23 protein-coding genes and 1 pseudogene are annotated in these 21,568 nt (G+C 59.4%); 13 read left to right on the top strand and 11 right to left on the bottom strand.

From position 1 onward, the window contains the following. Positions 1-75: 75 nt before the first annotated feature. The 6 genes from TBK1r_RS05765 (at position 76) to TBK1r_RS05790 (ending at position 3,581) form a co-directional block, all read left to right on the top strand. Positions 76-453: an acyltransferase gene (locus tag TBK1r_RS05765; protein WP_419581009.1), complete on the top strand. Its 378-nt coding sequence runs from the start codon at positions 76-78 to the stop codon at positions 451-453. After that, positions 450-971, top strand: coding sequence for a hypothetical protein (locus TBK1r_RS05770; protein WP_145208038.1), 522 nt, complete (start codon positions 450-452; stop codon positions 969-971). The genes TBK1r_RS05765 and TBK1r_RS05770 overlap by 4 nt, the downstream gene beginning before the upstream one ends. A 50-nt stretch (positions 972-1,021) precedes the next feature. Further along, positions 1,022-1,327 carry a hypothetical protein gene (locus TBK1r_RS05775; protein WP_419581010.1) on the top strand — a complete coding sequence of 102 codons (306 nt, stop codon included), beginning with the start codon at positions 1,022-1,024 and terminating at the stop codon, positions 1,325-1,327. Positions 1,328-1,389: 62 nt separating this feature from the next. Beyond that, positions 1,390-2,235: a DUF1559 family PulG-like putative transporter gene (locus tag TBK1r_RS05780; RefSeq protein WP_145208041.1), complete on the top strand. Its 846-nt coding sequence runs from the start codon at positions 1,390-1,392 to the stop codon at positions 2,233-2,235. Between the two features lie 13 nt (positions 2,236-2,248). Then, positions 2,249-2,803 (top strand): sugar O-acetyltransferase, encoded by a 555-nt coding sequence (locus TBK1r_RS05785; protein ID WP_145208043.1) that lies wholly within the window; start codon positions 2,249-2,251, stop codon positions 2,801-2,803. A 172-nt stretch (positions 2,804-2,975) separates the two neighbouring features. Beyond that, positions 2,976-3,581, top strand: a complete 606-nt coding sequence (locus TBK1r_RS05790) for an SOUL family heme-binding protein (protein ID WP_145208045.1) — start codon at positions 2,976-2,978, stop codon at positions 3,579-3,581. Here the strand turns inward: TBK1r_RS05790 and fmt are convergent, their stop codons facing one another. Beyond that, positions 3,582-4,520, bottom strand: a complete 939-nt coding sequence (gene fmt / locus TBK1r_RS05795) for a methionyl-tRNA formyltransferase (protein ID WP_419581533.1) — start codon at positions 4,518-4,520, stop codon at positions 3,582-3,584. 49 nt (positions 4,521-4,569) lie between these two features. Continuing rightward, positions 4,570-5,154 (bottom strand): peptide deformylase, encoded by a 585-nt coding sequence (gene def / locus TBK1r_RS05800; RefSeq protein WP_145208050.1) that lies wholly within the window; start codon positions 5,152-5,154, stop codon positions 4,570-4,572. 252 nt (positions 5,155-5,406) lie between these two features. Between def and mch the strand changes: the two genes are divergently transcribed. Genes mch through TBK1r_RS05815 form a run of 3 tightly spaced genes read left to right on the top strand, consistent with a single transcriptional unit; the run spans position 5,407 to position 9,082 of the window. After that, a complete protein-coding gene (gene mch / locus TBK1r_RS05805; protein WP_419581534.1) occupies positions 5,407-6,459 on the top strand; it encodes a methenyltetrahydromethanopterin cyclohydrolase in 1,053 nt (350 codons plus the stop codon). Then, on the top strand, positions 6,456-7,385 hold the full coding sequence (locus TBK1r_RS05810) for an ATP-grasp domain-containing protein (RefSeq protein WP_145208054.1): 930 nt from the start codon (positions 6,456-6,458) through the stop codon (positions 7,383-7,385). The genes mch and TBK1r_RS05810 overlap by 4 nt, the downstream gene beginning before the upstream one ends. Continuing rightward, positions 7,382-9,082 (top strand): fatty acid CoA ligase family protein, encoded by a 1,701-nt coding sequence (locus TBK1r_RS05815; protein WP_145208056.1) that lies wholly within the window; start codon positions 7,382-7,384, stop codon positions 9,080-9,082. The genes TBK1r_RS05810 and TBK1r_RS05815 overlap by 4 nt, the downstream gene beginning before the upstream one ends. A 620-nt stretch (positions 9,083-9,702) precedes the next feature. Here TBK1r_RS05815 and TBK1r_RS05820 read toward each other — a convergent pair. After that, complete coding sequence (locus TBK1r_RS05820; protein ID WP_419581011.1) at positions 9,703-10,356, bottom strand: toprim domain-containing protein; 654 nt, start codon at positions 10,354-10,356, stop codon at positions 9,703-9,705. Positions 10,357-10,391: 35 nt separating this feature from the next. Beyond that, on the bottom strand, positions 10,392-11,258 hold the full coding sequence (locus TBK1r_RS05825; RefSeq protein ID WP_372898360.1) for a carbon-nitrogen hydrolase: 867 nt from the start codon (positions 11,256-11,258) through the stop codon (positions 10,392-10,394). Positions 11,259-11,297: 39 nt separating this feature from the next. Here TBK1r_RS05825 and bioD point away from each other — a divergent pair, with 39 nt between their 5' ends. Then, positions 11,298-11,984 (top strand): dethiobiotin synthase, encoded by a 687-nt coding sequence (gene bioD / locus TBK1r_RS05830; protein ID WP_145208062.1) that lies wholly within the window; start codon positions 11,298-11,300, stop codon positions 11,982-11,984. Positions 11,985-12,241: 257 nt separating this feature from the next. Beyond that, the gene (locus TBK1r_RS05835; RefSeq protein ID WP_145208064.1) at positions 12,242-12,946 is read left to right on the top strand and encodes a 3-keto-disaccharide hydrolase; all 705 of its coding nucleotides are present in this window, start codon (positions 12,242-12,244) and stop codon (positions 12,944-12,946) included. A gap of 4 nt (positions 12,947-12,950) precedes the next feature. Here TBK1r_RS05835 and TBK1r_RS05840 read toward each other — a convergent pair whose 3' ends face one another. The 6 genes and pseudogenes from TBK1r_RS05840 to TBK1r_RS05865 all read right to left on the bottom strand — a co-directional run bounded on the left by TBK1r_RS05840 (position 12,951) and on the right by TBK1r_RS05865 (position 18,258). After that, on the bottom strand, positions 12,951-14,051 hold the full coding sequence (locus tag TBK1r_RS05840) for a GTP-binding protein (RefSeq protein WP_419581012.1): 1,101 nt from the start codon (positions 14,049-14,051) through the stop codon (positions 12,951-12,953). 267 nt (positions 14,052-14,318) lie between these two features. Beyond that, entirely contained in the window at positions 14,319-14,648 is a 330-nt protein-coding gene (locus TBK1r_RS05845; RefSeq protein ID WP_372898914.1) for an ArsR/SmtB family transcription factor, read from the bottom strand. Between the two features lie 111 nt (positions 14,649-14,759). Next, positions 14,760-15,344: a HupE/UreJ family protein gene (locus TBK1r_RS05850; protein WP_145208066.1), complete on the bottom strand. Its 585-nt coding sequence runs from the start codon at positions 15,342-15,344 to the stop codon at positions 14,760-14,762. Positions 15,345-15,436: 92 nt separating this feature from the next. After that, a pseudogene (locus TBK1r_RS05855) lies at positions 15,437-17,119 on the bottom strand (efflux RND transporter permease subunit); the annotation flags it as partial. 128 nt (positions 17,120-17,247) lie between these two features. Next, the gene (locus TBK1r_RS05860; RefSeq protein ID WP_419581013.1) at positions 17,248-17,631 is read right to left on the bottom strand and encodes a hypothetical protein; all 384 of its coding nucleotides are present in this window, start codon (positions 17,629-17,631) and stop codon (positions 17,248-17,250) included. Between the two features lie 96 nt (positions 17,632-17,727). Beyond that, positions 17,728-18,258 (bottom strand): hypothetical protein, encoded by a 531-nt coding sequence (locus TBK1r_RS05865; RefSeq protein ID WP_145208068.1) that lies wholly within the window; start codon positions 18,256-18,258, stop codon positions 17,728-17,730. A 113-nt stretch (positions 18,259-18,371) separates the two neighbouring features. Between TBK1r_RS05865 and TBK1r_RS38345 the strand changes: the two genes are divergently transcribed. Together TBK1r_RS38345 and TBK1r_RS38350 are read left to right on the top strand one after the other, a co-directional pair. Further along, positions 18,372-18,884 (top strand): hypothetical protein, encoded by a 513-nt coding sequence (locus tag TBK1r_RS38345; protein ID WP_419581014.1) that lies wholly within the window; start codon positions 18,372-18,374, stop codon positions 18,882-18,884. 102 nt (positions 18,885-18,986) lie between these two features. Next, complete coding sequence (locus TBK1r_RS38350) at positions 18,987-19,850, top strand: TolC family protein (protein ID WP_473772491.1); 864 nt, start codon at positions 18,987-18,989, stop codon at positions 19,848-19,850. Positions 19,851-19,995: 145 nt separating this feature from the next. On the opposite strand, the gene TBK1r_RS05875 is transcribed toward TBK1r_RS38350, so the two are convergent. Beyond that, positions 19,996-21,552, bottom strand: coding sequence for a sulfatase family protein (locus tag TBK1r_RS05875; RefSeq protein ID WP_145208070.1), 1,557 nt, complete (start codon positions 21,550-21,552; stop codon positions 19,996-19,998). Between the last annotated feature and the right edge of the window lie 16 nt (positions 21,553-21,568).

The raw sequence follows: 21,568 nt of genomic DNA on the forward strand, positions 1-21,568 counted from the left end.
CGGCCGTGACAGAACAAGTGCGACGAGACGAATGACCATCCAACCGCCCCCCGCGTGAATAAGAGTTTGAACTCCATGACTCGTTCCCATCGACAGAACCATCGACGCCGACATGGTTACATGTTGTTCGAGATGTTGGTCGCCATGGCGTTTATGGCGGCCGCGACTGGGATTGCGCTCAGAACACATCAAGCCCGGATGGACTACGATCGCGATTCATTGGATCGATTGCGTCGACAGTTGGTGATCGAGAATCTGGCCGAGCAGTTGGCGAGTGTCCCCTATTCGCAGATTTCGACCACGGCCTCTGAGTTGCAATCCGATTCGGACGCGGAAGTCAGCGTCGAACCGTTCGAAACCGAATCCAAACAAGGAGTTCACCTGACGATCAAGATGGAGACCGGCGGTCGTCTATTGCGACATCACCTGTGGCGACTGGAGCCGACGTCATGAACCGAATCAAGACGTCGCTGACGCATCCACGCCCCAGGGTGGGACGTGCCGGAACGGCCGGGGGGTTCACGCTGGTCGAGTTACTGCTGGTGCTCACCTTGACCGCCTCTCTCTTGGGCGGCGTGATCAGCTTGGTGTCGATCGCGCGGCGAAGCAGCCTGGAAGCGACCCAAAACCAATTTCACCGACAAGAGATCCGCCGTTTTGCCGACGATATTCGCCGCGACGTGCGGCATTCCGCACGCAGCGTCGTGAAAGACGGCGAACTGGAGTTGACCACCGCGACTTCGGATCGAACCATTACCTATCAGATCGACAATGAATCGCTGGTCCAGCGACGGCTGGTCGAATCAAACGATTCGGCTCCGTCGGTCGACCGCTACGCGTTCGGCAAGGACGCCAAAGTGGACGTTCAGTGGCTGGAAGAAATCCGAGCCGTCCGGTGGACGATCACATCAACGCAGCGTCCCCAGCAACCGATTGAAATCCTCGCTTCGGAAAGGTCAACACGAGAATGAATCGTCGCTCGTTATGCATCAGACGCTTCGGGTCCATTGGGTTGATCCTGGTGTTGATTTTGGCCTTGCTGGTCGGCACGTTCGCCGTGTCGACGACGCGTCATGCGTCGAATGAACGTCACCACACGCTGCATCACCAGTCGATCATGGTCCTTGAATCGGCGATCGAGGCGGTCGAACAGTCCGATCCTGACCCTGGCTCAACGCTGCGACTGCCCCTGGACCAGAACTCGAACCGATGGATCCTGGTGGAATCCGTCGATGGTCCCGATACGAAACGTCAGTACCAGGCCACGCTCTACCACAACGATCAACCCGGCCTGTCCATCCAGCGACTTGCAAGGAGCGACTCATGAGCTGCCCGAACGAGACGACAATCTCCCCGATTTTTTTTGAACCTCCAATTGATTTGCCAGCGATGTCTACACCCCGTCGAGCGTTCACGTTGGTCGAATTATTGGTCGTGATCGCGATCATCGGAATTCTGGTGGGACTGGCCGCGCCCGCGTTGCAATCGATGCGGGAATCGTCGCGCCGGTCACTGTGCCAATCGCGGTTGGTGCCGATCGGGATGGCGCTGCAAAGCTATCACGATCGCTGGCAACAGTTTCCCGTCGGCACGATTGCCGATTCAGGGCCGGTGCAAAGTGAACCGGTGGGGAATCATCACAATTGGCTGGGACGTTTGCTCGATTTGCTCGACCAGCCGGTGGTCGCAGCTCAGATCGATCGCTCCGTCAGCATCTACGACGATACGAACGCGGCGGTCTTGAAGCTCGAGTATCCGGGCGTGAAATGCCCGTCCGCCGGTCGCTATCCCCCCAATGCCAGTTGCTATGTGGGCTTGCATCATCCGACGGAGAAGGCGATCGACGAAACCGACCACGGCGCCTTTGTTTTGAACGTGCCGATCAGCCGGGATGACATCAGTGACGGCATGTCCAACACTGCATTCGTTTCCGAAAAGCTGCTCCGCGACGACGACCTGGGCTGGCTCAGCGGCACCCGTGCGACACTCCGCAACGTGGGGAATGGAATCCAGATCAACGAAGATCCGTCCGCGTCGTTGGCCCCTTTGGAGGTCGGATCGATCGGCAGCCATCATCCCGCCGGCGTCCACGTGCTGTTCGGATCTGGTGAAATCCGCTTCCAGACCGATCAGACCGATCAGCGTGTCTTGGAACAGATGGTCGATCGCCGTGACGGCGGTCTGCCGCTGCACTTTCAATCGATGGAAGAACAACGGCGCCAGAGTGTCGAGTGACTTTCATTTGGGCATGCCAAGTGAACGCGAAAAAATGTTGGCCGGCGAGCGCTACGATCCAAACGATCCAGAGCTGGCAGAAGCCCGCCTGACGGCCCGGATGCGATGTCATACGCTCAACCAGGCGTCGCCACGTGACGAAGCCTTGCGACGCAGCATCTTGCGAAAACTGTTCGCCAGCGGTGGCGATTCCGTTTGGCTGGAACCGCCGTTTCGTTGTGACTATGGCACGAACATCCATCTCGGCGAAAAGGTGTACTTCAATTTCGATTGCGTGATTCTGGATGTTTGCGACGTCCGCTTGGGTGACTTCGTTTTCATCGGCCCCGGCGTCCACATCTACACGGCCACCCATCCCCTGGAAGCGGTGCCCCGCCGAACCGAGGAGTTTGGCAAACCCGTCACGATCGGAAGTGATGTCTGGATTGGCGGCAAGGCGATCGTCTGCCCTGGGGTGACGATTGGTGACCGCAGTGTCATCGCTGCCGGCAGCGTGGTGACGATAGACGTGCCGCCCGGCGTCGTCGTTGCTGGGAACCCGGCCAAGGTGATCCGCACGATCGACTGAAACTCAATCAGAAGGACGGCCTTGACTGACGAACGGCCGCCGCACTTTGCCCGTGAGCCCCTGTTGTCTCGCTGTCGTCGTTCCGCAGCTTGAGTACAGCGGCGGGGGCGGTGCTTGCCTGCCGTCTACATTGAACGGGTAAGCAAAGTTCAATACGTTGGAGTGGAAGCGGATGAAACGGTCAATGATTTATGTCACGGGATTCGTCGCAGTCGCCTTGATCGGCGCGTTCGCCGTGGCATTGACGACCCGAGCGGGGTACGAGTCGGCTGAATACAAGGTCATCGAGACTGACGGATCGATTGAAATTCGCGAGTATCCGGACCTGATGCTGGCCGCCACCGATTCGAAAATGGATTCGCAAGGCCGTGATGGAAGCTTTATGCGGTTGTTTCAATACATCAGCGGAGCCAACGAGGCGGAGCAGAAAATCGCGATGACAACGCCTGTGTTTATGGAGGGTGAAATCGGCGAGTCGGACGTTTCGATGGGGTTCGTGATGCCGAAGGAGGTCGCCGCCGAGGGCGCACCCAATCCGAAGGGTGAAGGCGTCAAGCTGCGTGAACGCAAGGGCGGACGATTCGCGGTGATTCGCTTTTCCGGTCGATTGGACTCCAAGCTTGCCAAGGAACAGGAATCGAAGCTTCGTGACTGGATGGAGTCCCGCGGTCTTGAAGGCGAAGACTCGGCAGAAGCGGCCGGCTACGATCCACCGTTCACGCCGGCGGCACTGCGACGCAACGAGATCTTGATTCGGCTGGTGTCCAGCGAGGAGTGATCACTGAAACTGCGATCCCCGTGACAGTTGATAGCCGCGTTGAAATTCTTCACCGGTCATCTCGCGTTTACCGGCCGGACAGAGGGTGTCGATTCGCAACGGGCCGTCGCCGGTCATCACCACCAACTCCTTGCTGCCGGTCAGTTGCCCGGGCTGCAACTCGTCGGTCGGCTCGTCAACCGGGGTGACCTTTAGGATGGTCAATCGCAGCGGCGGCTTGTTCTCGCGGACCTTGATCGTCGTGAACGCGATCGGCCAAGGTTGCATGCCACGCACCAGACAATCGATCTCTCGGCGGCTTCGTCGCCAGTCGACTTGTGCTTCCTGTTTGCTCAATCGCGGCGCTTTGGTAGCCAGCGCCGGGTCTTGGATTTCACCGATCGTCGACTCACCGTCCCAACGCGAAAGTTCGTCGATGCTTTGCATCACCAGCTCGACGCCGAGTTGCGAAAGTCGCTCTTCGAGTTGCCCGGCCGTTTCCTGGTCGGAGATGGCGGTACGACGAGTGGCCACGATGGGTCCGCCATCCAACTTGGGCGTCATATGGATCACGCTGACGCCGGTTTCGCGATCACCGTTGAGCAGCGCTCGCTGGACCGGGGCGGCACCTCGGTAGGCGGGCAACAGCGATCCGTGCAAATTAATTCCGCCCAACTTCGCCACCGCCAACGCGTCGGGTTTCAGGATTTGGCCGTAGTCACAAACGACCAACAGATCGGGCTGGAGGGATTTGAGTTGCGCGATCGCCTCGGCGTCGTTGATACTGACCGGATCCAGAATCGGTAGCTCATGCTGCGAGGCCCAGGTTCGCACGGGAGCCGGCGGAGGTCCCTTGCGGCTCTTGGTCGGCGGTTCGGGTTTGGTGACGACGGCCAGCAGCGTGTGATCGGAACGACGAATGGCTTCGAACGAGGGAACGGCAAAGGGACCGGTTCCCATGGTGATGATACGCACGGTGATGCTCTCTTTCAGAAAACGCTGATTCGACTCAGCAGTATTTATTCGTCCATTCGGCCAACCGTGCGACCAACTGGTCATCCGGCGGAATCGATCCGGTCGCCTGTTTGGAGCGAAAATCGGTTTCCAACTCGTCGATGCCGGCTTCCAGTTCCTGCGCCGCGTGTTCGCCCATGCGATCGAAAAACAGGGTCCCGTCCAGGTGATCGATTTCGTGCAAGAAAACGCGAGCCAGAAAACCTTCCAGCGTGGTTTCGATGGGATTGCCTTTCAGGTCGTACGCGCTGATGCGGATCGATTTGGGGCGAATCACGTCTCCGGTCAGTCCCGGCAGTGACAGGCACCCCTCTTCGCCCACTTCGCTGCCCTTCGGCCGACTGACTTCGGGGTTGACGACCACGAACTCTTCGCCACTGCCTTTTTCGCCGGTGGGATTTGCGACAAATAGTCTCAGCGGCAGATCGACTTGGTTTGCCGCCAGCCCCACACCGCGGGCCTCGTACATCAAATCCAGCATCTCGTCAGCAATTTTTCGCAATCCGGCGTCAACACGCTTGATCGGCTTGCTGACATAGCGAAGTGTGGGATGCGGGTAGTAGATGATTTCGAGCGACATGACAGGCCACAAGGAAGCGATGGCAAGGTAAATCGGGTTGGATCGCAGTGATCGAGCGTTTCGGCGACGGCTGCTGCCACTAAGATGACCGATTCGCGGAGGTTTGTCAGTCGGGCTTAGCCGGTATCCCTGGCCCCCTCTCGACATTTTGCCGTCCTTCGGCCACGATCCTGACAATCCATCGCAACTCCATTTGCGATGGAAGACGCAGTGCTGACGGTAGCCGCTCTCGTGCTGGCAAGTTCGTGTCAGGTGCCGTCACGGCCGACCTGGAAACCTCGCTGGTCCGAGGACTTCGTCAATCGCGTCCCCCCCGTCCCACGATCCGCCGACCGCTGTTTTCTGCCCATGGACTATTCGCCGAACCAAGCTGCCGCCGAAATCTGGGATGGGCTGCGATCTGCCCCACTGGCCCGTGTCCAGTTGCATCGCATTGCCGAAGCGACCGTGTTGGATTTTGGTGTGGAATCGCCGGGCTCGATTCGAGCCGGCGTACTGTTGGCGCGAGCCTGTATGGGCGGACTCGGTCAGGTTTCGGTCGTCCCCTGCGACCGAGCCAGCTACGGCGTTGCCAACGCCGTCTTTGTCGAAACCGACGCGCCCCGCGTCGGCTGCTTGGGCTGCCAATACGCGGGCTGGCCGGTCCAGTCCGACGACTACTTCGCGATGGGCAGTGGTCCGATGCGATTGTTGCGGGGCAAGGAAAAGATGCTGATCCAACAGGAGCTCGGCGACGAGGGATCTGATTCAGCCTGCGGCATTTTGGAGTCCGACAAACTGCCCACGGTCTCTGCGATTGAAATGATTGCCGGGGATTGTGGCGTGGCACCAAAGTCGGTGACCGTCGGGGTGGCGTCGAGTACATCGATCGCCGGTTCGATCCAAATTGTCGCCCGCAGCGTCGAAACGGCGATGCACAAACTGGACGATCTGGAATTCGACGTTCGATCGGTGATTTCGGCGACCGGCTCGGCTCCGTTGCCGCCACCGGCTGAGCGTGGCAAGATGATCGCGGGGATCGGTCGGACCAACGACGCGATGCTCTACGGCGCCACGGTTTCGTTGTGGGTCGATTGCCCCGACGAGTCGATCGAAGCGATTCTGGACAAAATCCCCAGTTCGGCGTCGCCAGACCATGGCCGACCCTTTGCCGAGATCTTCGCCCAATACAATCACGATTTCTACGCGGTCGACCCGTCGCTGTTCAGCCCGGCAGTCGTCTCGATTCATAATCTCCGCACCGGGCGGACCTTCACCTCCGGACGAATCGTGACGGAGATCTTGCGAGAGTCCTTCGGCACATGAGCGGTTCGCCGGTCGCGTCGCGACGCCTGTTGATGCTCGGCCCGGACAGTGGATGGCACGCCGAACGACTTCGCGAAGCGGCATGTCGGCATGGCCATCGCTTGGAGATCGCGCCGTGGGAATCGATCGCCGCACGCGTCGGTGATGATCAAGCGCCGGTTTCCCTGCTTTCGGACCGACAGCAGCTTTCCGACTTCGACGCGATCCTGACGCGAACGATGCCAGCCGGCTCGATGGAACAGATCACCTTTCGTCTGGCGGCGCTGCACGCGATCGCCGACCGCGTGACGCCACATCGCACCGCCATCGTGAATCCGCCGCGTGCGCTGGAGTGGTCGATCGACAAATTTGCGTGTTTGGCAAGGTTGGCCGGTGCCGGATTGCCGACCCCCTCGACACGTGTCGTACAATCACGCCGTGAAGCAATGCAGGCGTTTGAAGAATTGGGCGGTGACTGTGTGGTCAAGCCGATCTTCGGAGGCGAAGGCCGCGGCGTGATGAGGATCCGTGACGCCCAGCTTGCTTGGACCAGCTTCTCCACTCTCGAACAGTTGGGCGCAGTGCTTCAAATTCAATCCTTCATCTCGCCGGGCGGCCGCGACACGCGTTTGCTGGTCATCGGCGAGCAGGTGTTTGGCATGCGTCGACACAACGAGAACTGCTTTCGATCCAATGTTTCCGCAGGCGCGAGATGCCAGCGGATCGAAGTGGACGGGTGTTTGAAAGCGACGGCCAAACGAATCACCCGGTTGTTCGGGCTGGTCTTCGCTTCGGTCGACCTGATCGATAACGATCACGGGCCACCACTGTTTCTGGAAGTCAACGCGATCCCAGGCTGGAAAGGGGCCCAAAGCGTGATCGACGAATCGATCGCCGAACACGTCATCACCGCACTGGTGGCTGAATCCGAAAGAGTGACAACATGAGCACAGAAGTTCGCGACGGAAACGTCGCCTCGCGGCTTCGCATCATCGCTTCGTTGACCCCCGGAGCGATCGCGATTGCCGAACCGAGCGGACCGCCGGCCGAGGACGGGCCCCGAAACTATGCCTTGACGACGTTTCAGAATCTCGACGAGCGCACTGATTTGATCGCGCGGGGGTTGGTCGCCTGGGGGATTCGTCCGGGAATGCGGTTGGCGATGTTGGTGCCCTTCGGAGGTCAGTTCATCGAACTGGTCTTTGCGCTGTTGAAAGCCGGCGTGATCGTGGTGTTGATCGATCCCGGGATCGGGCGCAAACACCTGGTGCAATGCTTGTCCGACGCCCGGCCTGACGGATTTGTGGGGATTCCCAAAGCGCAGGCGATCCGCACGTTGCTTCGACACCGTTTTCCCTCGGCCAGCTGGAACGTGACGGTGGGCAGACGTTATTTCTGGGGCGGCAAAACGCTTGACCAGATCATCCAACTGGGCCGTGATGCTACATTCGATACCAATTCGGACTCGCGAAAGACGCTGGAGTTACCGATCATCAATCGGCCCGATCCGGCAGCGATCATTTTCACGACCGGCAGCACCGGGCCACCCAAGGGTGTCTTGTATAGCCACGGAACGTTCCATGCGCAAATCGATCGCATCCGCGAACGTTATGACATCCACCGCGGTTCGCGCGATCTGGCGTGTTTTCCACTGTTCGGATTGTTCGATGCCGTGATGGGCGTGACCACCGTCATTCCCGACATGGATCCGACCCGACCGGCCGACGTCAATCCGCGACGCCTGATCGAAGCCGCCGAGCAATGGGAAATCGACCAGGCATTCGGTTCGCCCGCACTTTGGAACACCGTCGTGCGGTGGTGTAACGACCACGGCGTCCAACGTCCCTTCCCCACCCTGCGTCGCGTGCTCTCGGCCGGCGCCCCCGTCCCCGCGTCGACGATGGCCAAGCTGCGTGATTTGATCGCCGAAGAAGGCGAAATTTTTACGCCCTACGGCGCGACCGAAGCACTGCCGATCGCATCGATCGAATCACGCGAGGTGATCGCCGAAACCGGACCGGCGGCGACCAAGGGCAAGGGCGTTTGCGTCGGCACTCGTTTTCAAGGCGTCCAGTGGAAGGTGATCGAGATCGATGACGGTCCCATCGAGACGATCGAACAGACCAAGGCATTGCCAACCCAAAAGATTGGCGAACTGATGGTCACCGGCCCCATGGTGACGCGCAAGTATGTCGTCCGCAGCGATCAAAATTCGATGCACAAAGTCATCGACGGCGACACCGTCTGGCATCGTATGGGTGACGTCGGCTACCTCGACTCACGAGATCGGTTTTGGTTCTGTGGCCGCAAAGCCCATCGCGTGCGTGGCAGCAACCGAACCTGGTTCACCGTCCCCTGCGAAGCGATCTTCAATGCCCACCCGCATGTCTATCGCTCCGCGCTCGTCGGACGCGGTGAGCCGGGAAACCAAACGCCCGTGATGTTGATCGAACCGATCGGTGAACATTGGCCGCAGTCCGAGCAGGAATCTGGACGACTGGTAGCGGAACTGTTGGATCTGGCCGCAAGAAACCCGATCACGCGAACGATCCAAGAAGTGATCATCCGCGACGAACCGTTGCCGGTCGATATCCGACACAACAGCAAGATCTTTCGCGAAAAACTCGCCGCGGAACTTCGCTGAATCAGGGGTTGGGGGAAATGTCTTTGACCGCCGCCCCGGACTCATCTTGGAAGGATGGACATTAAGCGTTTTAGGAGGCCCCGCATCCGAGCTGCCCCGACTCGGATGCGAGTTAAATCCCCTCCAGCTGAATTCGCGAAAACGGTCGCTTGGAACCGCACTCTTCCGGCAAGATCAGCAGCCGATGCCCCTTGCGTATGTGCCCCTGCGTCACACCCGGCCCTCTCATGATACAGCCTGACGGCAATAATGTAAATTGAGAACCCGCTAAAGCCCCGCAAAGGCGGCGACTGGCCTGCTAAAGAACGGCACCCGACCTCCCATCCAGGTGGGTATCGTCGCGGAACGAGACGCTTGGTCGCGACACGCGCCGACGGCGGGTCGATCTCAAGGCCACTTAACTAAGTCAACGTCCATGAGGAGGCCCGGACGCTGGCGCGAACCGGCTGATCTCAAACGATGACTAGCCGTTTGGCGCGAGCCTACGGGCCTTGCGCTGGTCAAAACCTAGCCGATTTAGCGGTATTGGGCGCGAGCCTACGGGCAACTCGTGGAAACGACGCTTCACTCAGTGGTATTGGCCTTAAGCCTGCCCCCTGAGAAAAGACAGCCCTTCAATCTTAATGCCGCTGCGGCCCGAAAACCGATCGGGCGGCCAAGGCGTCGCTGTGGCGGAGCAAGTAAGCGGTTCTGGAATTCGGATCGACGCAGAGTTCTTTCAACGTCGTCTCGCTCAGGCTTGCCAGTCCGCGGAAACGTTGATGGCGGTGAACGATGTTCTTTTCATCCAGCACCGTACGAATCCGCTGCAGGTGGTCTTCGCTGTAGGCATGCAGGGCGTCGCCGTATCCGCGAGCGCGGATTTCGAACAACGGTGATTTGACCAGCGAGACGCGGTTGGCGTCCAACAGCGGCCGCAAATAAACGTCAAAGAACATCAGCATCAGCGCACCGCAGTGGATTCCGTCCGCGTCGGGGTCAAACAAGAACAGGATGCGATCGTACCGCAACTCCGCTAGATCTTCGGCGTGCCAGCCCGTCCCCAATGCATCGATCAGTGCGGCGTACCATTGATTTTTCCGCACCGACGCATCGGACGCTTTCGTCGCGTTCATCGGTTTCCCTTGCATCGGCAACACGGCCTGATACCGCTGGTCACGCACACGCGCGACCGCCTTGGACGCCGAATCACCTTCGACGATGAACAACTCGCGATAGGGTTGTTCGGTCGGTGAGCAATCGATGAGTTTGGTTTTTTGAGTGATGAACGTCATGTCAGGCACTATCCCCATCCGGCCGACACGTTTGGTCAGTCGATCATACGCTTTAAGAGTCCGTCGTAGGCGTCGATGCGGCGGTCGCGCAAGAACGGCCAATGCGTCCGCACGACGTCGATTTCGCCCAGGTTACAATCGGCGCACAAGACATGGTTGCCGGACTGAGCGGCTTGGGAGACAACTTCACCACGGGGAGAGGCCACAAAGGACGATCCCCAGAATTCGACTTGGCCTTCCCTGCCGACACGGTTGGGCGCCCCCAGCCAAATTCCGTTGGCGATCGCATGGGCCCGCATCGACGTTTGCCAAGCGTCCAGTTGCCCCGCACCGAATTCCTCCTTTTCGCCGTCGATCCATCCGATCGCAGTCGGGTAGAACAGTATTTCTGCGCCGGCCAGGGCAAACAAACGAGCCGCTTCGGGGAACCACTGGTCCCAGCAAACCCCGACGCCGAGCTTGGCGTAGCGGGTTTGAATGGTACGGAATCCCATGTCGCCGGGCGTGAAGTAGAATTTTTCGTAATACAGCGGATCGTCGGGGATGTGCATCTTTCGGTACGTTCCCGCCAGGCTGCCGTCCGCGTCGACGACGACCGCGGTGTTGTGATAGACGCCGGCGGCGCGCTTCTCAAAAATCGGCGCGACGATCACCATTTCGTGCCGCTTGGCCAGGTCTTGCATGCGACGCACCGACGGCCCGTCGAGGGTCTCGGCGTAGTCGAAATTACAATGATCCTCGGACTGGCAAGGATAGGGGGTTGCAAAAAGCTCTTGAAGGCAGAGGATCTGGACCGATTCGGAAGCCGCCTCGTCGACCCGTTTTTCAACTTCGTCGAGCGTTGCGTCGCGTGAGCCGGCGTACGACATCTGCAACAATCCGATTCGCACATTTCGATTGATCACGGTTTCGTTCATTTCAGGCAAGGGAAAGGCATAGCATTGGAAATCGTCTTCGTTTCGGGAACCGGAACGGAAGTCGGAAAGACTTACGTTGCCCAACAGCTTGCGGTTGCGAAACGCAGCGCCGGTGTTCGCGTAGGAGTCTACAAACCCGTGGCGAGTGGTTGTATCCGGCAACCCCGCAATTCGGAGACGAATTCTGCAACTCCGGTCGCCCCGCTCGTCTCCAGCGACGCCGTTGCGCTCTGGGAAGCCGCCGGCCGCCCCCTGAATCTAGACGCGGTTTGCCCCCAGCGCTTCGAAGCCTCGGTCGCACCGGACGAGGCGGCCAGACGGTCGGGGCAACGGGTCGACGTCGACCAGTTGACGCGCGGCGCTGATCGTTGGCGCGATCACTGCGACACGTTGATCATCGAAGGTGCCGGCGGGCTGTTGAGCCCCATCGCCGACGACCTGTTGAACATCGATCTGTTTGGACAGTTTCAAGACGCCGAACTCTATTTGGTCGCGGCCAATCGGTTGGGGGTCATTCACGAAGTGGTCGCGACCTGTCGCGCGGCCGCGTTGTCCCAGGTCAGTGTCAGCCGGTTGTACCTGTCGGCAACCGGACCCACGGCGGACGAATCCAGCCCATCCAACGCCGAACAAATCCGCCGCTGGTTGCCGGAACTGGACGTCCGCGAAGTCGGCTGGGGACAAGTCGATTGGAGCCGGGGGCTCCTCTAGCGATCCGGCGCCCAGCGACCCACAGCGCTGTCCACGCGACGAAAAGTCGGATAGTCGATCAAGCAACGCTCGGTGTATGAGTGTCCGACGGTACGATTGATCAGCCGTTTGGCGCGAGCCTACGGGCACAAACGAGCGGAAACGACGCTTCGCTTAGCGGTGTTGGCCTGCGGTCGACAAACTGCCAATCGTTTCGGCCGGCATGGTAAACTACCGCGAATCGATTTCCGCTTTCTACTTGCCCTACAGTTAAGAACATGCGCTACCCGTCACCGCTGCTATTGCCAGCTTTGCTCGTTTCGGTCGTGCTCTCCGCCGGAGCTTGCTCGGCAGAAGAATTTAAATCGATTTTTGACGGTCGAACCCTGGACGGTTGGAAGGCGCTCGACATGAGTTACTGGTCGGTGCGGGATGGCGCGATCACGGGCCAGTCGACGCCCGAGCACCCCTGCACCTCGAATCAGTTTTTGGTCTGGCAGGGCGGCGACGTCAGCGATTTCGAAGTCAAGCTCAAGTTCCGGGTGACCGGCAACGGATGCAATTCGGGAGTCCAGTTCCGCAGCAAAATCAGACCTGACGGTCTGGCGGTCGGATACCAGGCGGACATCTACCAGAGCGGGCCATACCTGGGAGGCGTTTGCGACGAAATGCATTCGCGGAAAGGCCCCGAGTTGTTGACCGGCAACGGCCAGCGGACCGTGATCGATGCTTCCGGCAAACGGACGGCGACCGACTTGGGCACCAAAGCGACCATGAAACCGTCAGGCGAGTGGAATGACTACCACATCACCGCCAAGGGCCGACACATCACGCTCCGCATCAATGGCGAACTCTGTTCCGAATTGATCGACGAAGAAGAAGGACACTCCGATTTAGAAGGAATCCTGGGGTTACAACTGCGTTCCGGTCAGCCGATGACGGTGCAGTTCAAGGACATTTTTCTCAAGCAGTTGTCGGACTAACAAACTACGTCCCAGCACGGTAGGTCGGCACGGGACGTCCGGGGCGAAAACTTTCGACCGACCTCACCTCAGCCTCAGCAGCGAACTCGGCGGCCAAGGCATCGACAGCGCTGGCGACGGATTCCTGCAGCGCGTCGGGCCCCAGACTGACACGGGCGTTGATGATCAGCGTCAACGCTATGCCCTCAGCTTGTGAAGCGACCGACAGCGTCGTCGCAGTGTCGCTGCTGACCAGATTGGCAACGCCGACCGCATCGCCGGAGGAACAGAAAACCTTTAAATGTGCCGGTTCGGCATCGCGCGCTTCCAGACGCGTTCGAATCAAGTCGACAATCCGCATGACGACGCCATCGATCGGCATCGGATCGCTGCAGGTCAAGGAAACGGTCGCATTGAGCCAACCCAACTCCGCTTCCCCTTCGGCGTAGACGTCATAATCCACGTCCATCAACTGCTCTCGCGCCGCCGCGTCACCGGCCAGTGACTGGCAAACCGCCTCCAAGTTTTCGCCGGTCTTGGCTGAAAGAAAAATCACCGGCCGACCGGGATACTGCTCTTCGACACAGTCCCGCAACAGGGTTTGCTGCTGGGGAGTCAATTCATCGATGCGGTTGATCAAAATCAACTCGGACTCTTCGAGTTGCTTGCGAAAGATGTACTCCGCCTTTTCCGAAAAACCTCGTCCCTGGCCACCGGTCAAAATCTTTAGCCCGTGACTCGGTTTCAAAATCACCGCGTACGGACTGTGAACAAATTTCTCACCGAGTTGCTCCATCATCGGGATCGCAATCGTGGCGATCAGGTCGGTGCAACTGCCAACGGGTTCGGCGAGGATGATGTCGGGCCGCTGATGGGTTTCAAAGGCTTCGATGGCGTCGGTCAAGCCATGGAAATTGCAACAAAAACACGACCCAGCCACTTCGTTGACATTCAAACCTTGGCTGCGCAGCAACTCCGTGTCGACCAATCCGGCGGCCTGGTCATTGGTCACCACACAGACGTGTTTTCCCTGAGCCTGGTAATGCCGCGCCAAGCCGGAGATCAAGGTGGTTTTGCCGGCGCCGAGGAAGCCGCCGATCATGATAAACCGAATGGGAGACGTCATCGTCGCTGTCGCTGGGTACGAAGGGTTTTGCCGAGGGCCAAACATGTCACGGCTGGTGTTCACGCCCCAACATTCTGATGAACGTTAGAATGTCCGTCAAGCGACGCCGATTCCCGGTGTGCAACGCTGTGAAGCATTGATTCCCTGCGTTTGACGAGGTGTTAGCGGCAGGGCGCAAGCCCTCCGGTCTCTCATCGTTCCCGAAACACCGGAGGGCTCGCGCCCTACCGCTAAAAAATGCTTCACAGCGTTGCCCGGTGTCGTGGTTCAGTCCGCCGGCGACTGGCCGACATCCAAACGGCAGCAGCCGAAATCGAGCACGCGATTGCGTTTGCGTCGACCCGCGTCGAGAAACTGGTTGTTGAGGGAATAGTAGATGTACTTGCCGTCGCGGCGGGTCTGGACGATGTCCGCGTGGTAAAGCACCCTGAGATGGTGCGAAACAACGCCGATCTCTTGGTCCAACAGCTCGGCGAGATCGGAAACGCTCAATGCTCCGACTTGCAGCGCCCGCACGATGCGAATTCGGAGCGGATCGCCGACCGCTTTCAGGTAAGCCGCGCAACGTGTTTCTTCATCGGCGTTTGCTTGCGACACGATTCGTCGATCTCCCGAAGGCCTGCGAAGAAACGAGCGGACGTAAGCGGTGTAAGCTGACAGCTGACGGATTCGCAAGCTGGAAGCGTACGCCACTTGTTGAGGGTCTGGTCAAACGGTGCCGAGGAGCAATGCGACACCGACGGCGCAGGCAATCGTGCCGGTCCCACGCACCCAGGTTGATCGAGACCTTGTCTGGTTGAATGCAGTTCCGATTCCCATGCCGACCAGATGCAGTACGGTGGTGCCCAGGATCATGCCGGCGAGGTATGGCATCGAGACATCGCCCGCGCCCCATCCGGCGCCGTGGGCAAACCCGTGCAAGCCGCCGCAGAGGGTCACAATGGCTGGCAACATCGCGTGGTGAAATCGACGGACCAAGCAGACTCCCAACGCGATCAGGGCGATCGCGAGTCCAAGGTCCAGCCGGAAAATCGGTCCGATTGCCTGCCCGGCCACGCTCGCGACTGCCATCGCCCCACAAAACAACGCCGGAAGCATCCAGCGACGACGCAGCCCGCTTTGCGTCGCCATCACCCCGACCAACACCATCGCCATCAGGTGATCGATTCCGGTCCAAGGGTGCGCGATCCCGGTTTCAACGGCGCCGCTGAAGTCATGCGAGTGGCCGGGATGTGCGTTGGCGGTCGAGACGGCCACGAACAAGCTGATCAAAGCCAAGATGCGAAGCATCATAAAAGTTCATCCCGTAAATGGTGAAGCGTTTGAAATCGTTGCGATCGGGCAACAGTCTCCGAACACAGAAGATATCACGGCGAGAGAGGGGTTCAATGGCCCATTGTATCACGCTCGCCAGCGTCGCCCTGCCAGAGTTCATCTTCCAGACCGAAACGCATCTTCAGTTCCAGGTAGCCGCAATAGAGTGTCGGCACGATGAACGACGTGAAGGGCTCGACCAACATGCCGCCAAAAACGGGAATGGCCATCGCGCGGGCCACATCGGCGCCGCGTCCATCGGCGATCATGACGGGAATCAACGCCGCCAGAGTCGTGACCGTGGTCATCACGCAGGGGCGAATCCGTTTGAGCCCTGCTTCGTAAACCGTGTCGCGGATCTCCTGGACGCTTGTGATCCGGCGTTTTTGGAGCAATTGATGGACGTAGGTTGCCATCACCACCCCGTCGTCCACGGCCAACCCGAACAGCGCGATGAAGCCGACCCAAACGGCGGTGTTGAGTTCGACTTGCATCCACGCGACCAAGATCATCCCACCGGCAAAGGCGACAGGGATACCGGAAAAGACCGCCAGAGAAATCGGCAGGTTCCGGAACTGCACATAGATCAGCAAAAGATTGATCCCCATCACGACGGGGATGATCCACATCAATCGGCGATTGGCTTCGATCTGGTTGCGGAAACTGCCGACGGCTTCGAGCGAGTATCCGGTGGGCAGCGAAAGTCGATTGGGGTTGGATTCCGGCAACGTCTGGGCTTGTCGCAGCTGTTCTTCAATGGCCGCAACCGACTCCAGATCCCCAACGCTACCGTTGGTCATGAAGGCCACGTGCGCGATCAGACGTCCGTTCTCACTGTTGATCGCACCTGGGCCCCAGGTGGTTTCCAAACTGGCAAGTTCTTCCAGCGGAACGACGGCACCGCTTTGCGTGACCACCGGTAAACGGCTCAGTCCGTCAATACGTTCCCGCAAGTCACGGTTGTAGCGCAGTCGAACGGGATAACGTTCGCGGCCTTCGACGGTCTTGATTAAGTTCATCCCGCCCAGTGCCGTCTCAATCACTTCGTTCACCATGGACGCGTTCATGCCGTATCGCGACGCGGCTTCGCGATTGACGCTGAATTCGACGTAAGGCTTGCCGAGCACGATATCTGGATTGACGGTTCCGGAATTGACATACGGGGATTTTTTGAGTTGTGCGGATACAGCGATCGCGGCCGTCGCCAGGGTCTGCAGGTCGTCGCCGTAGATGCGGATGGCCATCGGAGCTTTGATGCCTGATTGCAGCATCACCACGCGGCCTTCGATCGGTTGCAGAGCCGATGCGGGTGTGACGCCGGGCAGCGTGGCGACCCGATTGATCTCTTCCCAAATCTGGCGAGCGGTCACTCCCTCGCGCCACTCCGATTCGGGTTTCAGCATCACGTACGTTTCGACCATCGCGGCCGGTGCGGGGTCGAGTGCCGATTCCGCCCGCCCGATCTTGCCGAGCACATCCTTGACCTCGGGGATCTGGCCGATCAACACGTCCTGCGTTTGCAACACCTGCATCGCCTGCGAAAAGCTGGCTGCCGGGTACAGCGTCGGCATGTAGAACCAACTGCCTTCATCGAGGGCGATCCAATCGTCGCTTTGCAGCCCCGTAAACAGATGCTTGGCGTCGACATAGCCTGGCACGGCGTTCAAATCGACGCCGAGAGAGGCGGCGGCGCGTTCGACCGGCCGCATCACCGTCGGAAGTCCGACGTAGGCACCGACACCGAAAACCAACACCGCACTTTGAACGGCGCCGAACCGTCGGAGCGCCTTCAACGAGCGGGACATCCATGTCGCAGCGACGCGCGCCAGAACGTAGACGGTCCAACGTCTGGCGGCGTCAGCGACTCTCAGGGGATCGCCTACTACTGTGGCGAGTCGGTTGCGTCTTCGGCATGCTCATGACCGGCGTTGTCATCGTCGGCGGCATGATCGTGACCGGCATGCGCATCAACCTTCGCGAACTTTTCGGCTTTCACATCCTCGTCGAGTGCCGCCCATTTCTCGGGGCAGCCTTCACAGCAAAAACCGATCGTCTTGCCCTCGTACTCCGCCGTCAGTTCGGCGGTCGGCTTGCCGCCCATGATGGGGCACTTCGTGTTCGCGAAGTTGACTGCGGTGGCCTCGACCGGATCCGAAATCGCGGGGTCAGCAGCCGGGTCGGAGGCGGTTGGAGTCGTCTCACCGCATCCGGTGATCGCAGCGACAAGAAGCAACAGTAACAGGGAAGAACCAATAAAAAAGCGCATCGTCAATCTCTCTGGTGGCGACGGAATCTGTCCGTCAGAATCAAAATGGAAATCAGCACGGTTGGTCACAGTGGGCGCGCGCCCTGTCAAAACCGGCTAAATCCGCCACACACAGAGGATGCGTTGAGAGAAATCGGCGCGACTGCCGGGCGTGGCATCGACCAAACGCGGACGGACGATCGGCGAAACGTCCTCGGGCAAGACGAATTCCAACGAAGCAAGTCGCAAGGACAGATCACGAACGGCCGAGTCGGACGTGCTGGTTCGATCCATCGGAGGGGCCGAGACACGGCACGTGCATCGGCGGTTGACCGCCCGGTAATCGGTCGCGTCTCGACTGGCTTTCAGATCGATCAAGCATCCTCGCGACGAACCGACCGATTTGCTGGACAGTTTGTCATGCCCCACAGCCGGACGACCTTCCGTCCCGTCGCCGCGATCGGGGCAACAGCAGCAACGCTGCTCTTGTTGGGCAACGTCACAGCATCCACCCCCCCCGCACGTTGGCTCTTGCTCGCAAACATTTCCCGAACAGGTTCCCATCAGCGCCAACGCCGATACCGGCTGCATCGTCGTCATGACGACCAGGCAAACGGTGAGGGCAGTGCGGGTTATTCGGCGGTGCATGGGGGACGGGAGTAGCAAAGAAGCGTGATTGATGCCAAGTCATTGTCACCGCATGCCGAAACAAAGTTCAAGGCGATTCTTTCGTCACGACTGGCACGATGGGGACAAAACGCATGATCACAACGCAACAACGCAGACGGGTCTTCAAGGTGAAATCGGCCCGTCCATTGCTGCTGGCCAGCCTGATCGCAGTCACAGGTTGTCGCGGCGGGCTGACCAAGGTCGAGCGATTCGATGACACCTTTGACAGTCATCCAACAATCCAAACACAGCCGCCCGAATCGCAGCGGTTGGCCGGCCACCCCAGCGACGAATCCGAGGTGGTGCCGGCGGACGTCCATCTGGTGGCATTCCAAGACGGTGAAGAGCCGGCCGACCTGACTGCCCCGGCCGACCAGCAGGACATTGTGACGCTCGATTCGTTGATTGCCAACGCATTGGCCACACACCCGTCGATCGCCGCCGCCCGTCAAAAGGTCGCCGCGGCTCAACATCGCGTTCCCCAAGCGACCGCATTGGAAGACCCAATGCTCGGCAACACGTTCTGGCCGATTCACGACCAAGCCTTGCAAACCGCTGGCGGCCGTGTCGGACATCAATTCGCGCTGACGCAAAAGCTGCCCTGACCGGCCAAGCTGAGTGCGCGCGGCGCGGTCGCGATTCGCGAAATCCAAATCGCAAATGCCGAGATCGCACAGACCGAACTGGAAATCACCGAAGCGGTTCGATTGGCCTATTACGAATTGTGGTTGGCCAGTGAACTGATCCGAATTGTGGACGAAAACACCGAACGCGTCGAAGATTTGATCGCCGTCTCCGAAGCCCGTTATCGAACCGGCGGCAGCCAGCAAGATGTCTTGCGTGCGGAAATCGAAGGAGACCGCTTGGAAGATCAACGGATCGCGCTGCGTCGCCAACAGGAACAAGCCCGTGCCGACCTGGGAGCGTTGGTTCGTCAGCCGTTGCACTACATGCCCACAACCGTTGATCAGCTCAATCTGGACGAGGCCAAACCAGAACTGGATCTACTGGTCGCCCAAGCCGAACAACGCAATCCGATGTTGCAGGGGCTGGCAGCGGAGATTGCCCGTGACCGCGCGAAAGAATCGCTGGCGTGTCTGCAGCAATATCCCGACTTTCAACTCGGTCTGGGCTATTCCATCATCAACGACAACCACGACGTGTTAAGCCGTGTTGCCAATGGCCACGACAACATCAACTTCACCGTCGGCGTGACACTTCCGATCTGGCGAGACAAGATCAACGCGGGGATTCGCGAAGCGGCCCACCAGCGCAGCAGCACCGCACTTCGTTTGGATGCCGAGCGTGATCGCGTTCGTGGCACACTGCGCCGTCAGGTCGCTGCCGCCGACGCTGCAATCGAGCAATTGGAACTGTTCCGCGATCGCCTGATCCCACGCACCGAGCAAACACTGCAGATCGCGACGGCCGACTACCAAGGCAAGAAAGCTGACTTTACAGACCTGATCGCCACCTATCGCGAATTGCTTTCCTTGCAAGTCCAAGTCGCCCGCGCCCAAGCCAATCTGGCCAGCACGCTGGCGCAGATCGAACGCATCGCAGGCGAGTGATCTTTGTCACCCTGCGATTCGGGTAGGCGGTAGTGGACGAGGCGACGAGTCCTTGCCAGTACCGTAGGTCAGGCTGTGCCTGACGGCGGCATGGCATGCACAGCATGCCCTACGCGCTTACCGCTGACCGATGATGGCAGCGTCACTACGAGGCAGGACGACTGCGTCCCTGCTCGATCAGGTCATCAAGCTGCTTCTTCAGTCGCTCGGCGACGTCCGGGTGCTGTTCGATCACGTTGGACGTTTCGGCGGGATCGTTGTCCAAATTGAACAGTTGAAAGGGCGGCACGCTAGTGTTGGCCAACTGGGTCTCAACCACGACGTTGCGAGCCGTTTTTTTACCATAGCGATGCAGTTTCCATTGGCCGGCCCGCATGCCGTAGGTGCCGGCGGCGCCGTTGTCCTGTTGAACCAGATGGTCGCGGCCTTGCGCTCCGTCTCTTCCGAGCAGCGCGTCGATGACATTAAAACTGTCCAAGAAAAAATCGTTCGGCAGCGACTGTTCGGTCAGCGCCGCCAGACTTGCCGCCAAGTCGATTGTGCAAACGACTTCATCGCTGACACCGGGTTTGATGCGACCTTTCCAACGCGTGATAAACGGCGTGCGCGTCCCACCTTCGTAGACGCTGTATTTGCCACCTGAATACTGACCGGCGGCGCGGTGATCACCGATCTTTTCGATCGCACCGTCCTTGTAGCCGTCGTCCAGCACCGGGCCGTTGTCGCTGCAGAACACGACCAACGTGTTTTCGGCCAGATTCAATCGGTCCAACGTCTTCATGACTTCGCCGACACACCAGTCGAGTTCGATGATCGCATCGCCGCGGAACCCGAGTGATGTTTTGCCTTGAAATCGTTCGTGCGGCATCCGTGGTACGTGAATGTCGTGTGACGAGAAGAACAGAAAGAACGGTTCGTCCTGATGTTGCTCGATGAATTCAACCGACTTTTCCACCCACTTGTCGGCCAGGTCTTCGTCGCGGAAACGCGCGGCGTGTCCACCGGTGTAGAAACCGATTCGGCTGATGCCATTATGGATCGTCGAGTTGTGCCCGTGCGACCAATCCATTTTCAGCGTGTCGCGATGCGTCAGCCCGGTGGGATGATCGGGACTAGGTTTTGTGCGTCCCACCCACAACGGGTCGGCGGGATCCAGATTGGGAACCCGATGATCGTGGACATACACCTGCGGCACACGATCGTTGGTCGTCGGCAACAAGAAACAGGTGTCAAAGCCGATTTCCAGCGGCCCCGGTTTTAACTGGCCATTCCAATCCGGCCCGTCTTCTCCACCGAGTCCGAGGTGCCATTTGCCGATCACCGCCGTGGCGTAGCCGGCGCGCTGCAACAGAGACGCAACCGTGTCGGTTCCCGGTTTGATGATCGCCGGTGCGTTGGGCGGTGCAATGCCCGTACGTTCACCGCGAAACGCATAGGTGCCGGTCAATAACGAATAGCGTGTCGGCGTGCACGTCGACGCGGAGCAGTAGCCACTGGTAAACCGCAGTCCTTCGGCACTCAACCGGTCAATGTTCGGTGTCGTCAACGATGTCGCGCCATAACACGAAACATCACCGTAGCCGAGATCGTCCGCCATGATCACGATTACATTGGGTTTTTCCGCGACCGCCGGCTGGATGAATCCGGTGGGGATGACAACGACCATCAGCATCGTCAACAGCGGCAACAACTTGATTCGCATTGTGGTACTCGTGGGA

The sequence above is a fragment of the Stieleria magnilauensis genome (assembly GCA_007753675.1).
Taxonomy (GTDB): Bacteria; Planctomycetota; Planctomycetia; order Pirellulales; family Pirellulaceae; genus Stieleria; species Stieleria magnilauensis.

Bases quoted from the DNA above. Each gene is read 5' to 3' on its own strand.
- TBK1r_RS05815 (WP_145208056.1), top strand. From the start codon at position 7,382: ATGAGCACAGAAGTTCGCGACGGAAACGTCGCCTCGCGGCTTCGCATC.
- TBK1r_RS05860 (WP_419581013.1), bottom strand. From the start codon at position 17,631: ATGCGCTTTTTTATTGGTTCTTCCCTGTTACTGTTGCTTCTTGTCGCT.
- TBK1r_RS05785 (WP_145208043.1), top strand. From the start codon at position 2,249: ATGCCAAGTGAACGCGAAAAAATGTTGGCCGGCGAGCGCTACGATCCA.
- TBK1r_RS05790 (WP_145208045.1), top strand. From the start codon at position 2,976: ATGAAACGGTCAATGATTTATGTCACGGGATTCGTCGCAGTCGCCTTG.
- TBK1r_RS05810 (WP_145208054.1), top strand. From the start codon at position 6,456: ATGAGCGGTTCGCCGGTCGCGTCGCGACGCCTGTTGATGCTCGGCCCG.
- TBK1r_RS05875 (WP_145208070.1), bottom strand. From the start codon at position 21,552: ATGCGAATCAAGTTGTTGCCGCTGTTGACGATGCTGATGGTCGTTGTC.
- TBK1r_RS05840 (WP_419581012.1), bottom strand. From the start codon at position 14,051: ATGACGTCTCCCATTCGGTTTATCATGATCGGCGGCTTCCTCGGCGCC.
- TBK1r_RS05865 (WP_145208068.1), bottom strand. From the start codon at position 18,258: ATGCACCGCCGAATAACCCGCACTGCCCTCACCGTTTGCCTGGTCGTC.
- TBK1r_RS38345 (WP_419581014.1), top strand. From the start codon at position 18,372: ATGATCACAACGCAACAACGCAGACGGGTCTTCAAGGTGAAATCGGCC.
- TBK1r_RS05820 (WP_419581011.1), bottom strand. From the start codon at position 10,356: ATGACGTTCATCACTCAAAAAACCAAACTCATCGATTGCTCACCGACC.
- TBK1r_RS05780 (WP_145208041.1), top strand. From the start codon at position 1,390: ATGTCTACACCCCGTCGAGCGTTCACGTTGGTCGAATTATTGGTCGTG.
- fmt (WP_419581533.1), bottom strand. From the start codon at position 4,520: ATGGGAACCGGTCCCTTTGCCGTTCCCTCGTTCGAAGCCATTCGTCGT.
- TBK1r_RS05765 (WP_419581009.1), top strand. From the start codon at position 76: ATGACTCGTTCCCATCGACAGAACCATCGACGCCGACATGGTTACATG.
- TBK1r_RS05835 (WP_145208064.1), top strand. From the start codon at position 12,242: ATGCGCTACCCGTCACCGCTGCTATTGCCAGCTTTGCTCGTTTCGGTC.
- TBK1r_RS05770 (WP_145208038.1), top strand. From the start codon at position 450: ATGAACCGAATCAAGACGTCGCTGACGCATCCACGCCCCAGGGTGGGA.
- def (WP_145208050.1), bottom strand. From the start codon at position 5,154: ATGTCGCTCGAAATCATCTACTACCCGCATCCCACACTTCGCTATGTC.
- TBK1r_RS05850 (WP_145208066.1), bottom strand. From the start codon at position 15,344: ATGATGCTTCGCATCTTGGCTTTGATCAGCTTGTTCGTGGCCGTCTCG.